Origin of the sequence: Actinokineospora globicatena, from assembly GCF_024171945.1 — a bacterium.
In the GTDB taxonomy this organism is placed as follows: domain Bacteria; phylum Actinomycetota; class Actinomycetes; order Mycobacteriales; family Pseudonocardiaceae; genus Actinokineospora; species Actinokineospora globicatena.
Map to the genome: position 1 here is coordinate 58,287 of NZ_JAMTCR010000005.1, position 11,894 is coordinate 70,180.

Below are 11,894 nucleotides of genomic sequence, written 5' to 3' on the forward strand. Positions count from 1 at the left end.
TCAAGCGGCTAGGTATCGAGTTGCTGAAACTTCGGGGGCACCCGGTGGACCTTGTGCCGCCAGCAATGCCCGCTCGTACTCGGCCCGCCAGGTAACCCGTTCCGCGATGGCGCGCATGATGAGGTGATCCCGGGGTGGTGCGTTGCGGTCTCCGGGTGCGAGCTTGCGCCAGACCAGCGCCAAGGTGTCTCGTGCCTGTTTGACGATGCCGGCCGCTGCCAGCGTGTCTGCCACGAACGCCGACCGGTCGGCCCGGTGTTCGGTGAGGGTCTTGCCCGACCACTTCCGTGACACCAGTACACGCCGACCAGGCAGGCCGAGGGTGGTGCGGCGATGGGCGCGGCCCTTGCAGTGCCCCGGGGTGGTCCTAGAGGTGGCTCCGAGAGGTTGGACGCCGTAGAGGAGCCATACCGCGCAGCGTGGCGAGCAGGGAGTCACTGCCAGTTCTGCGTGGAGCCGGTCGTGGTGGTCGCGTTGAGTGTGGGTGTCGGCCTGGACCACCTCACCCGTTGATTTGGTGAGGTATTTGGTCAGGTAGCCGATGTGGCGTCCTGCTTCCTCTGTGCCGCCGAGGATGCCTTTGGAGTGCACTTGTGGTCCGAAGGTGGCCACGTGTGCCGGAGCGTCGACCTGGTCGAGCGCGTCGGCCCAGGTGGTGAGCGGTTTCCGCGTCTCCGGATCGACGAATCCGGTCGTGTCCGGGGACCACACAGGCAGGTGACTGTCGACGTAGACCAGGTGGTCGTGGGCGGGCCACCACACTTGCAGGTAGGTCGCGGCGGTGACCTGGCGCAGCACCTCGTGCGACACAGTGCCCCGGAACGCAGCGTGCAGATGTGGTGCCGCTCGTCGCTGGGGTTCGACGGTGGCGAAGTACTGCACGTCCCAGCCGACGACGCGGCGGAGGTTCTGCCACCAGCGATCGATCAGTGAGGCGAAGTGCACCGCGTCCCGGGCCGCGCGCCGGTAGTCATACCGATCCGGGTTCACTGGGGAGCCATCGGAGCGGACAGGCCCATAGGTGTCACAGGTGAGGGTCACGAACATCGAGGGCCGGAACCCACCTGCGTACTCACGGCCCACGGTGCGCTTCTCCACCCGCCGCCGAGGCAGATTCGGGGCATCCTGACGCCTCTTGGTCGACCGCGTGGGTGCGCGTTTGCCTGCTCCCTCGGGGTTGGGCAACCGGCCACGCACCCCGAGCTGGTGGAGTTCAGCGTCTACCGACCGGATCTCCTCCCGCAGATCGTCCGCGTCCGATCCCGATGAAATCTGGTACTCAGCGACGAGATCAGCGCGCCGCTCCACCAGGGTCCGATGTTCGCCGGTGGGCTCGCTGGCAGCGGTGACGGGCTCTTTGGTGAGATGCCAACCTTCCCGGCACTGGGTCATCCGTAGTGACCGAGCCTTGCGAGCGCAGGGCAGGCAGATGGATTCCACTGTGGAGCCACACGGGACACCGATGTAGTTGATCGCGCCTGTGCTGGGGTCGGTGGTTTCCATGGTGAACGGCTGGACGCACACGCCGTGCTGTTCGGCGGTGCTGCGGATGACGTCTGTGGCGAGTGGTCCCCGGTGCAGGGGTGTGACGTTGGCCGTCATGTGGTCGCCACGGCGTGAGCGCGGAGCCAGTCCAGGACCCAGTCACCGATCCTGGTGCGGTCGACGCCGATGACGTGCTCTTCGGCCAGTGGCGCGACGAGGGATGCCTGGGTGCCGTCCTGGAGGCGCCCGAACAGCATGGCCTTGGGCTGCTGGGGGTCGTCCTCGATCTCCAAGCACGCCGAGGTGCCTGCGAGGGTGTCCCACCAGGCGAGCAGTCGCAGGCAGGAGAGCGGCAGGTCCCCGCAGACGTAGATCTCCACGCGACCGGGTCCTAGGTCGGTGGTGAACACGTCGATGCTGGCCACCGACAGTTCGGGGTGGCGTTCGACGTGGTGACGGGCGGCCTGTGCGAGCCGGGGCAGTTCGGCCCAGATGTCGACGCGGGCCGGGCGGGTATCGAGTGTGGCGGTCATGCTGCTTGTCCTCCATGTGTTGTGTTTTCGGGAAAGGGGATGACGGTCGCTGCTGTGCCGGTGATGTAGTGGCGCAGCTCGACCAGGTTTGAGTCGGTGATGTTGAACGCGCGTGCCCGCATCGGGTCGCGTTGTCCGTCTTGTTTGATCCAGGCGACGCCTGGTGTCGCTTCGGGGATCTCGTGCGCGCTGGCGCCCCGTGCCCGCAGGCCGTCGCCCAAGACCATGTCCACCTGTGTCGGCTCGTCCAGGCGCATCGCGACCCGGGTCGGGAACAGGTGCCGGAACGGGACGACCTCTTTGCGGGGGTCTTGGACGAACCCCAGCACCGCGAGCCCTGGTGCGCGGCCTTGGGACGCGATGGTCTGCAACGCCCCCTGCGCACGTTCACGCAACCGCTTGTCAGGCTGGTAGGCGATCAGATCCGCGAGCTCGTCGACCACCAGCACCGTGAATGGGTCACCGGTCTCCGGGGACCATCCGCGTCGCACCCCGCGATAGGACCCAGCTCGTTCCCGCACGTCAGCGGCGGTCTGTTCCAGCAGGGTCACCGCGGCTTCCCCACCGTCATAGACGACCCTGTCGAAGACGTCAGGGACCTGGCCGAGTTCCATCCCGCCCTTGGGGTCCACGCCGACCAGTCGCACCGCCCCGGCCTTGATCATGGGTGCCAGCGCCCAGATCACGGACCACAGCAGCGAGCCCTTGCCCGCCCCTGTTGCCCCCACGGTGAGCACGTGGTTGCCCAGCAACCGGAGGTGCCATGGCTTACCTGTCTCAGTTCGCCCAACGGTCACCCGCCGCAGATCGACCGCGTCACCGAGTTGGGGAAGCGTCACCGGTGGGGCCAACGGGTCCGAGTGCACCAAGTCCAGTTCGATCGTTCCTGGCTTGATCACTCGAACTCGACACGAGCGAGCCCGGAACGAGTGCGCCAACCCGGAAGCCCTTGCCTCCCACTGTTCCGGTGCCTGGCCTTTGACCATCCGCACCCGGACCCGGTCCCGCCAGCCCTCCGACCGTGTCCGCCGCAACCGAGGCAGGTACTCCCGACCGCGAGCCCGCCCGTCCAGGTTCGCCAAGCGCATGACGGTGCGCCACTGCCACGCGTACACCATGATCCGCCGGAACTCCGTACGTGCCCACCACATCCGAGCGCCGAACCGGTCCGTGGCCCGCCACCACCACACAAACACGGCAACACCGATCGCGACGACCGCCGAACCCGCCACCCACGGTCCGCGCCATGCCCACACGCCAATCCCGAGCGCGGATGCCACCACGCTCGCCGGGTAATACCAACTCACCCGCAAAGCCCGCGCCGCCAACCACACTGCTACCCATACCGCCGCGACTGGCAGCAGCACGACCTTTGCCCTGCCAGGCAACAACGTCCACCACGGCAACCGAGGCCGCGACACCTCCAACGGCGCCGGATCAACCCACCTACCCACGCGACATCACCACCCGATGCGGTCCCTGAAACGACATCCCCGCACCACAGGCCACGGTGTCTAGGATTTCCACGTCTGCTCCCTCACGAGTAGACAGGCACAGAAGCGGGCACTGGCGCGCACCCCACTGACCGCTTCTGTGCCCCTAGAACGAGACGTTCAACGAGAACGACGAAGTTCGTCGACTTTTCGGTGCAGATCCTCGACAAGACTCATCAGGCGCGCCTGCTCTTGCGCCCAAGTCACGAAGAAGTCCTGTGGCGGGTCCTCCGGCAGCGGGACCGGTTTGGGGACAATCCCCAGCGCCACATCCAGCAAGTGCGTCGGGTGTAGCCCCAGTGCGACCGAGATCGCTTCAAGAGTGCGGGCACTACGCCGTCGCCGATCGGTGTCGTACTGCAACTCCCGCACGATCGCCTGGGACACATTCGCTCGCTCGGCCAGTTGCCGCTGCCGCATCCCCAACACGGCCAGTCGATCGGTGATCACCTTCGCCACACCGGCCCACCCCGTAGGCCCTCCGCGATCCAAGTGTCAGTCCTTGTCCTTGAACTGGAACACCTGAAGCCATCGACACGCTTCGATCACCCCGTACGCGGTGGAATCCAGGTTGTCGATCGCAGGCCCTTCGCCGAAGGTCTCCTTTGCGAAGCTCTCCTTGACCTCTCGTGCGTAGTTGATGAGGTCATCGAGATCGGAGACCAACGTCGGCACGAAGGCGGGCCAGCCCTGCCCCAACTCCACCGCCCGCGCCCGGACCTCTGCCGTCGTCTGTGGGAGCCGTGACAACACGAATTGATTCCCGCCTACCGGAGCCACCTTCGGCATGTTCCGTGCGCAGTCCACCGCACTCACCGCCCAAGATCTCGCGTAGACCGGTCAAAGGCGCCGGGAAGATGGCGGACTTGGCCGTCAGTCCTGGCACGCTGCAGCCCCGTCCAGTCCCGTGACTGCGCGTCGAACGCCTCGGCGGCCGTGACCAGCGCCGCGACCAACCACCACGGACTTCCAGGCACGGCGGTGGCCATCTCTCGCCACAACGTCCCCACCGCCGCCGAGACTTCCGCCATGTCGCGGAGGTCCCCGCCGTCGTACCGCGAGTACGCGGCCTCCCAGCGTTCGACCAGTTCAGTCGGCATGCTCCCGGTGGGGGTACCGGATGAGGCGAAACCCATCACCGTCACGCCGCCTTCCCCGACGCCTCTGGCGACTTCCCGCGCGAGTCGGCGCCAGCGAAACCGGTAGCCCTGTAGATGTACGACAGGTACTTGAACTCCCCATTCCCGGACACGCGAGGTTCCGCCGTCAGCCCGACCAGTTCCACCGCCCTCATCCCCGGCAACGCCTCCACCGAGGTAGGAACCGGCTGCACATCAGCCAACAGCGTCACCTCGAACGATGCCCGCTTGGCGTTCACCTCACTCGGATCGGTGACCGTGGCCTTCCACTGCCGCTGCCCACTTACCTCATCCACCCGCTGCCGCACCGGCCGCCCCGCCGCCCTGTCCTCCCGCGACTGAAACTCCGTGTTCGGCCCCACGTCGCCCACCAACACCAACCCCTGCGGGAACGCGTCAGCGAACGTGATCGGGAAACGGTGTCCCTTCGTGATCCCCATCTGCCTGGCTCCTTTGCGTCACCGGCCGCTCTTTGACCGCTGACTACAAAATCGGCTCGTTGGAAGTCCACTCTCGACACCGTCGTGGTCTCGCTTAAGATCAATAAGACTCGCCCGGTCTCACTTTGTCTCGCCCGTGGTAGGCTCACCGCAACGAGTCGCACGGAGGCGCGGTGATGGGTGAATCCGGGACGCTGTTGCGCGAACTACTCAGGCAGCGCAGGGTGCGCGGTTACCCCAGCTTTTGCCGCGAGTACAGCAAGGCCGCCGCTGTGCTGGACTCCAGCCTGACGCACCGCTACCCCAGCAAAGCGCAGTTCTATCGCTGGCTCTCCGGTGAACTCATCAGCTTGCCCTACGGTGAACACTGTCGAGTCTTGGAGGAGATGTTCCCCAGTTGGACGGCTGAACAACTCTTCGAGCCCTACGCGGGCGCGCTGAACGTCGTTCCCCGGCCGGCTCAGGCCGCGGTTCCCATGTCGTCCAGCGAACTCGTCATGGTCCATCCCACTCGCTCGGCAGTCCCGTACGACCTGTGGACTGAGCTGATCACCAGTGTGCGTGCGAACCTGGACGTCCTGGTGTACTCCGGGCAGTTCCTGGTGGAGCAACACAACATCGTGCCTGTCATCCGCGCCAAGGTGAAGGATGGTGTTCGGTTCCGGTTCGTCGTCGGGGACGAGTCCGCCGACGCTGTGGTTCAGCGCGCTGTCGAGGAGGGGACCACAGGCGGCCTCGAAGGTCGCGTGCAGATGATGCGCCGATATCTACGCGAAATCATCCCGCTTCCAGGTGTGGAAGTCCGCACGCACGGCACGGTTCTCTACAACTCGATCTATCGGTTCGATGATCAGATGCTGGTCAACGGCCACGCATACGGCTCGCTCGCCGGGCAGAATCCGGTCCTGCAACTACGTCGGGTCGAGGGCGGTCACATGTGGCGCCACTACATGGAGTCCTTCGACCGCGTGTGGGCAGGAGCCCGGGAAGAGAGCCGTTGACATGGCACGAATCGACTACTTCGACGATCCTGATGCCCCGGCAGTCAACAGCGTCGTCCCGTCAGTCACCGTTGTCGTTCGCAATGAGGACGGACACCTGCTGCTCATCCACAAGATCGACAACAACCTGTGGGCACTGCCCGGCGGGGGTCACGACCCCGGCGAGCGCATCACCGACACCGCTGTCCGCGAGACCCAGGAGGAAACAGGCCTGGACGTGCGCGTCCTCCGCCTGGTCGGCACCTACACCGACCCCCGCCACGTCATCGCCTACGACGACGGCGAGGTCCGCCAACAGTTCTCCCTGTGCTTCGAAGCCGAATGGACCGGCGGCACCCCTCGCGAAGATGGCACCGAGACTCGCGCCGTGAAGTGGGTCAACCCCGTCGATCTCGACGCACTCCAGATCCACCCCTCCATGCGCCTACGCATCGACCACGCCTTGGACCCCAACCGCGCCAGTCCCTACTTGGGCTGAGACTCGCCCACTCGCGCCAAGGTCCGTTCGACCGAAGGACGCAGTTCCTCCCTGGCCACCAGCCATGTCCGGTGGACCGGGTGGTCGGGTTCGTAGCGCCGCAGCACCTCGTCGATGCGCTGGTCATACGTGCACGGCTCACCAGATGGGGTAGTCGTCAAGTCCGCCGTTACCAGGGCGTCCATCACCGGGCTGGTCTCCAGTTCGAATGCCGCCAGCTCAGCCGACAGCCCTCGCTGCGCCGCCTCGAACCGCGCCCCGGAGTGATGAGCGACCAGCCGGACGACCTGCTCCGGGAACCGCTCCGCCCGCAAGTACCGAGCCCCATCCAACGGATGAAACCGCGTGCGCCCAATCTCCGGCGCATACCCGACGTCATGCACCCACGCAGCCGCCACCAGTACATCCCCCGATGCACCCCCACCCACTGCGGCCCGCAATCCCTCCGCCCGCCGCGCCACACCCCGCACGTGATCCCACCGCCGCCCCAGCGGCGACACCAACCGCTCAGCCACCTCACGGGCGGCCTCCACCAACCTCGCACCTTCGCCCTGCAACACCGGAGACCCGCTCATAACCCAACACTAGGAGTTCCACCACGGACGTGCCGCAACATCCGCCGCCGTCATCCACCCCCGCTGACATCACCCACATGGTGCCAACATCGAGACCATGAACCGCATGGCCCCCGCGACTGACCACCAAGCACTACTCGCCATCGCGGACAACGCCATCTCCCTCGCCCGTGACCACATCGCCCGAGCGGGTCCCCTCGCTGTTCACGACAAGGGTGACCGCGACCGGGTGACAGACCTGGATGTCGGCATCGAACGAGCCGTGCGCGCTTATCTGCATGAGCAGACCCCGGACATCGGGTTCCTCGGCGAGGAAGAGGGCTCCATCGACGTCGGCAGATCTATGTGGATCCTCGACCCCATCGACGGCACCTCCAACCTGGTCCACGGCGTCCCCTTCTACGCCGTATCCCTCGCCTTGGTCGTTGACGAACGCCCCGTGGTGGCCGTCATCGACCTCCCGGCCCTGCACATGCACTACAGCGCCGTATCGGGAGCCGGTGCCTACTCAGCCCACGGCCGTATGAGCGCCAGCACGACCACGTCCCTCGCCGATTCGTTCGTCTCACTCGGTGACTACGCCGTGGGCGCCGACGCCGAGGACAAGAACCGCGACCAACTAGCCATCACCACGCGCCTTGCCGACCGCGTCGAGCGGATCCGGATGTTCGGCTCAGCCGCGATCGACCTGGCCTGGGTCGCCGAAGGCCGCACCGACGCCACCGTGATCCTGTCCAACAACCCCTGGGACACCGCCGCAGGCATCCTCATCGCCACCGAAGCCGGAGCACTCGTCACCGACATCGCCGGGCAACCCCACAGCTTCCAGTCGACAACCACCGTCGCCTCTGCTCCGGAGGTGGCCAACGAGCTTTTGAGCCTGCTTGAGACCGGTCGACTTCGGCCGTGATGAGCCGCTGGTTCTCGATGTGCTGCTGAACTTGCCTCTATGGGATCAAGGCCGCGCCGCCTACGCGGCGCGGCGCGCGTTGGCCCGTCCGGTTCGCGGGTGGTCCGTATCCATCGCGCCACGGCGCGGGCTCCCGCTCCGCTCCGCCCGCGCGAGCGCGCGGCACCGCCTGGGACCATCCCGAGAACGCACCGCACCGCGTAGCCGACGCGGAGTACGAGGTTCGAATGCCAGTGAGGCGCGGCAGGATTGTTCGCCTGCCTGGGGTGTGATCCGAGCCGCGATGCACCACGAGCCCGGACCACACCCCAGATCAACCATCTGACAAGACAACCGGAGCCATCGACAGCACGACCGCCGGTCGTCCTAGGTCAGCGCTTGTGTTTTGTGGGGTCGACCAGGGTGTACCCCTGTCCCTTGCCGGGGGTTGGCGGCAACGGCTTGCCCTTGACGGCAGTCACTTCGACGCTGCTACCAGGCACCTTGTACTGGCCGGACTGGGGAGCGGGTGTCCCCGGCGGAATGGGTTTCTTCGCCATAGCGGCTCTACCTCGTTTCGACGAACGAGTACGCCTCTGCGCCAGACAGCTCCTGCGCCGTCTAGGCACGCCTTGTAGAGTCGCAGTGCGCGGACAACGCAACCGGACCCCGGCCGAGGTGTAGACCCCGGTCGGGGTCTTTCACGTTCGCTTCACAGAGCATAGCCACCGACACCGACAACTCTCCACTCAGACACGGCATATCTAGAGGCTGCTCTGTACCGCGCACACAACATGTTGCGTTCGCGGATGCGCGTTGCTTTCATGCATGCACGCCAACCGACGCGGCGTGCCCTCGGCCGGCGAGGATGAACAACGCCCGATCGGTAGTACTTGGAGATGACGTCGCAACCTGCACGAGGCAGGGCTTCCTCTCGCCGTGATCATCTAACGCTGGGAGTGCGCCATCAAGGGCGCCTGCGGCGTCGCTGCGCGATGGAGCGAGCTCCACCCTTGACACCGCCCTCCCAGCGCTAGGGCGGCCGGGACGAGGAAGCGGGAGGGGCTTAGGCAGCGTCGGTCTGACGACAGTTTTGACGACAACGTTGACGACAGTAGGCACGGCCAGCACCAGGACGACGACACCATCGGGGCAGCATCGTGTCTGGTCAGGCGGTGTGCGCGTTCCTGGCAGTGTGAGGGTCAGGGGTTCGAATCCCCTCAGCTCCACGCATGGAAGGCGAGTGCTCGCACAGGGCGCTCGCCTTTTGCGTTTCGCGTGTTCTTTGGGGCCGAGCCCCAAGCCCCAGCCGGAGGGCTTAGCCCCCGGACCCCCGGCGGTGGCTGGGTTGGGTGGGTCTGGCGTCGGGATAGGAAGGTCTACTGGTTTGGTGGCCTTTGCTTGACTAAGTTGCTGGCTTTGTGTGGGGTTGGTTTTGGTGACCAGCGGTCGCTTTTGTCAGCATCGCGACAGGTATTGAGCTTTGCTCCGTTGGCTGCTCTGGAGAGGTTCCATGTCGACCGGGGTGGACTGGGTCGTTGGTCCGATGGGATGATCTTGTGCTGCATCGGGATGACCGTCGGGTGGTCCCTGTTTGTCTTGCCATAGAGTACTTTGCGCTGATGCTGCAACGGTGGTCGATGGCCCGAGAGGGATTGACGTGGCGCACTGCAATGAGTGCTGTTTGGATTTGGCGCTGACCAAAAGTAAGAAGTTGCCGGTGCACTACTTCTATCGAAAAGATTTCTGGGGCTCGGTACTGGTGCGTCGATGCTCGGGTTCGGGCTCGTCAGCGTACTTCTATCCGAACGCTGGAGAATGTCGAAATCCGCGCCGCAAGCGCCTTTGTCCAGAATGCGATACGGGTCCATTGAGAGTTCTTAGAAATGGAATGCTTGAACGGCACAGCCGCTCTGATGGTCGCCGGTGTGAGGTGTGGTAGCTCGAGTCGACCCTGAGTGTTGGGTCTTGTCGTCTCGTCTGGGTGATGGATTGGTGCTTGACGCGGGATTCGGGGAACCCGTTGGGCGGCCAAGGCCGGGCTGAGTCGGGGTATGTCGCTACTCTGTGTGCTCGGCTGGTCGCCAGGGTGGTTGGTTGAGTGCGCCCAGGGGTGGGCATGTCGAGCCCTTCACCGACAAGCGGGGGCGAGTCAAGCCGATCGGGGGCAAGAAGGACGGCGCTGGGGTGGTCGTCGTCGGGGCAGTTGCAGGCCCGCAAGTGGAACGTCGAGTTCACGGGGCCGCGCTGCGGCAGCGATCGCGGCAACAACAGCGTCACCGTCGCCGAAGTGGGGAACGCGCTTGGCGGAAGTTCGACCACGACGCCATCGTGGAGGTTGCCGCGTACCTGCCACGCCTGTGACTGCGGGCGCTCTCGGCGGATGGGCGCGAGGGCGGCGAGGCAGGTGAACGACCGCGTCTTCGATTGACTGTCCATAATAGACCACTATTCCGGTTGACGGGCCAATTGGTCTTGGCCAGGGTTGGGGGCGGGAACTGGGGAATGGGGGAGAAATGGACCTGGTGTTGCCGCCGGCGTTGCCGTTGGGGGGAACGGTTGCTGTGGTGTCGCCGTCAGCGGCGGGGATGGGGGAGTTGCCGGTTGAGGCGGGGCGGGGGGTTGGGGCGCTTCAGGCGCTTGGGTATGAGGTGCGGGTGATGGGGAACGCGCGCGGGGTTCGGGGGTGGACGTCGGGGACGGTGGGGGAGCGGCGGGAGGACTTGCATGCCGCGTTCGCTGACCCGGGGGTCGACGCGGTGTTGTACGCGCTCGGGGGGCAGCATTCCGCCCAGTTGCTCCCGACGCTCGACTTCGACTTGATCGCGGCGAATCCGAAGGTGTTCTGCGGGTATTCCGACGCGACGACGTTGCTCGCCGCGGTGCACCAGCGGACCGGGCTGGTGACGTTCTACGGGCCCGCGCTGATCCCGCAGTTCGGGGAGTTGCCCGAGCCGTACCCCGAGACCGTCGAGCACTTCACCCGCGTGGTGGGGACGGCGGCCCCGGCGGGTGTGCTGCCCCGGTTCGACTACGAGGTCGTCGACCTGGACTTCGACCGCAGGGAGCGCGAGCAGCGGCCCAGGGACCGCCGGGAACCGCAGCCGCGCAAGGTGTTGCGCCGCGGGCGGGCGCGGGGGCCGGCGTTGGCCGCGTGCCTGCCGTCGTTGTGCACCCTCGTCGGCACGCCGTGGATGCCAGATCTGGCGGGTCGGGTGTTGCTGTTGGAGACCCCGGAGCCGCCGTACTCCCCGGGGACCGCGGACGCCCACCTCTGGCACCTGCGCAACGCCGGGGTGCTCGACGACGTCGCGGCCGTGGTGTTCGGCAGGCCGCTCGGGTGGTCGGCCGAGGAGGCCGTCGCGTTCGAGGTGGCCGCGGTGGACTGCCTCGAGGCTCTGTCGGTGCCGGTGGTCGCCGAGGTAGAATTCGGACATACAAACCCAATATGGACAATCCCGCTCGGAATTGACCTCGAGGTCGACGGCGACGAACTCGCCATCCTCGGCGCCGGGGTCCGCTGACCGGTCGTTGTCAAGCCTGCCGATCGGGCCATGTCCTCACCGTTTCGCAGGTCGGCGCCGTGCGCGGCAAGTGGAGTAGTCCGCCCCAGGGGCGCCAAGATCTCTCCACCTTCGAGCCATCGCGGTGGGGTCTTGTCCGGTTGGTCTGTTAACTGGCCGGACTATTCGGTGAAATCGGTCCCAGGTCGTACATCCCGTGGTCACCCGGGGTGTAGTCGATCTTGGGCCCTGTGATGCGCCAGGCTCACGACTTGCCAGATGTTGACAGTTGTTCGGCCTCACTTTTGTTTTCCTTGACTCTCCCCTTGCCAAGACCAATGCTTCAGCGCGCTCGGTG

General features: G+C 65.9%; 12 protein-coding genes. 4 read left to right on the top strand and 8 right to left on the bottom strand.

All coding sequences use genetic code 11. The features are described 5' to 3' along the window. The 7 genes from LV79_RS23915 to LV79_RS23945 form a co-directional block, all read right to left on the bottom strand. Nucleotides 1–1,602 carry a replication initiator gene (locus LV79_RS23915; protein WP_253840494.1) on the bottom strand — a complete coding sequence of 534 codons (1,602 nt, stop codon included), beginning with the start codon at nt 1,600–1,602 and terminating at the stop codon, nt 1–3. Continuing rightward, nucleotides 1,599–2,018 carry a hypothetical protein gene (locus tag LV79_RS23920; RefSeq protein ID WP_253840495.1) on the bottom strand — a complete coding sequence of 140 codons (420 nt, stop codon included), beginning with the start codon at nt 2,016–2,018 and terminating at the stop codon, nt 1,599–1,601. Before LV79_RS23920 ends, LV79_RS23915 begins: the two co-directional genes overlap by 4 nt. Further along, on the bottom strand, nt 2,015–3,169 hold the full coding sequence (locus tag LV79_RS23925) for an FtsK/SpoIIIE domain-containing protein (protein ID WP_490240424.1): 1,155 nt from the start codon (nt 3,167–3,169) through the stop codon (nt 2,015–2,017). Before LV79_RS23925 ends, LV79_RS23920 begins: the two co-directional genes overlap by 4 nt. A 462-nt stretch (nt 3,170–3,631) precedes the next feature. Continuing rightward, a complete protein-coding gene (locus LV79_RS23930; protein ID WP_372495436.1) occupies nt 3,632–3,970 on the bottom strand; it encodes a helix-turn-helix domain-containing protein in 339 nt (112 codons plus the stop codon). A gap of 36 nt (nt 3,971–4,006) precedes the next feature. Continuing rightward, entirely contained in the window at nt 4,007–4,300 is a 294-nt protein-coding gene (locus LV79_RS23935) for a hypothetical protein (protein WP_253840497.1), read from the bottom strand. Between the two features lie 23 nt (nt 4,301–4,323). Then, nucleotides 4,324–4,656 carry a hypothetical protein gene (locus tag LV79_RS23940; protein WP_253840498.1) on the bottom strand — a complete coding sequence of 111 codons (333 nt, stop codon included), beginning with the start codon at nt 4,654–4,656 and terminating at the stop codon, nt 4,324–4,326. Then, entirely contained in the window at nt 4,653–5,090 is a 438-nt protein-coding gene (locus LV79_RS23945; RefSeq protein ID WP_121389869.1) for a hypothetical protein, read from the bottom strand. The genes LV79_RS23940 and LV79_RS23945 overlap by 4 nt, the downstream gene beginning before the upstream one ends. A 176-nt stretch (nt 5,091–5,266) precedes the next feature. Between LV79_RS23945 and LV79_RS23950 the strand changes: the two genes are divergently transcribed. Continuing rightward, nucleotides 5,267–6,091, top strand: coding sequence for a hypothetical protein (locus tag LV79_RS23950; protein ID WP_253840499.1), 825 nt, complete (start codon nt 5,267–5,269; stop codon nt 6,089–6,091). A 1-nt stretch (nt 6,092) separates the two neighbouring features. Beyond that, on the top strand, nt 6,093–6,569 hold the full coding sequence (locus LV79_RS23955) for an NUDIX hydrolase (protein WP_253840500.1): 477 nt from the start codon (nt 6,093–6,095) through the stop codon (nt 6,567–6,569). Here the strand turns inward: LV79_RS23955 and LV79_RS23960 are convergent. Further along, nucleotides 6,557–7,144 carry an HD domain-containing protein gene (locus tag LV79_RS23960; RefSeq protein WP_253840501.1) on the bottom strand — a complete coding sequence of 196 codons (588 nt, stop codon included), beginning with the start codon at nt 7,142–7,144 and terminating at the stop codon, nt 6,557–6,559. The genes LV79_RS23955 and LV79_RS23960 overlap by 13 nt on opposite strands. A gap of 97 nt (nt 7,145–7,241) precedes the next feature. Between LV79_RS23960 and LV79_RS23965 the strand changes: the two genes are divergently transcribed. Together LV79_RS23965 and LV79_RS23970 are read left to right on the top strand one after the other, a co-directional pair. Continuing rightward, nucleotides 7,242–8,054 carry an inositol monophosphatase family protein gene (locus LV79_RS23965; protein ID WP_253840502.1) on the top strand — a complete coding sequence of 271 codons (813 nt, stop codon included), beginning with the start codon at nt 7,242–7,244 and terminating at the stop codon, nt 8,052–8,054. 2,495 nt (nt 8,055–10,549) lie between these two features. Then, complete coding sequence (locus LV79_RS23970; RefSeq protein WP_285470419.1) at nt 10,550–11,557, top strand: S66 peptidase family protein; 1,008 nt, start codon at nt 10,550–10,552, stop codon at nt 11,555–11,557. Nucleotides 11,558–11,894 lie beyond the last annotated feature (337 nt).

What these genes read in the sequence shown, in the direction of transcription:
- LV79_RS23955 (WP_253840500.1), top strand. Translation starts at nt 6,093, where the DNA reads ATGGCACGAATCGACTACTTCGACGATCCTGATGCCCCGGCAGTCAAC.
- LV79_RS23925 (WP_490240424.1), bottom strand. Translation starts at nt 3,169, where the DNA reads ATGTGGTGGGCACGTACGGAGTTCCGGCGGATCATGGTGTACGCGTGG.
- LV79_RS23920 (WP_253840495.1), bottom strand. Translation starts at nt 2,018, where the DNA reads ATGACCGCCACACTCGATACCCGCCCGGCCCGCGTCGACATCTGGGCC.
- LV79_RS23970 (WP_285470419.1), top strand. Translation starts at nt 10,550, where the DNA reads ATGGACCTGGTGTTGCCGCCGGCGTTGCCGTTGGGGGGAACGGTTGCT.
- LV79_RS23960 (WP_253840501.1), bottom strand. Translation starts at nt 7,144, where the DNA reads ATGAGCGGGTCTCCGGTGTTGCAGGGCGAAGGTGCGAGGTTGGTGGAG.
- LV79_RS23915 (WP_253840494.1), bottom strand. Translation starts at nt 1,602, where the DNA reads ATGACGGCCAACGTCACACCCCTGCACCGGGGACCACTCGCCACAGAC.
- LV79_RS23950 (WP_253840499.1), top strand. Translation starts at nt 5,267, where the DNA reads ATGGGTGAATCCGGGACGCTGTTGCGCGAACTACTCAGGCAGCGCAGG.
- LV79_RS23965 (WP_253840502.1), top strand. Translation starts at nt 7,242, where the DNA reads ATGAACCGCATGGCCCCCGCGACTGACCACCAAGCACTACTCGCCATC.
- LV79_RS23945 (WP_121389869.1), bottom strand. Translation starts at nt 5,090, where the DNA reads ATGGGGATCACGAAGGGACACCGTTTCCCGATCACGTTCGCTGACGCG.
- LV79_RS23935 (WP_253840497.1), bottom strand. Translation starts at nt 4,300, where the DNA reads ATGCCGAAGGTGGCTCCGGTAGGCGGGAATCAATTCGTGTTGTCACGG.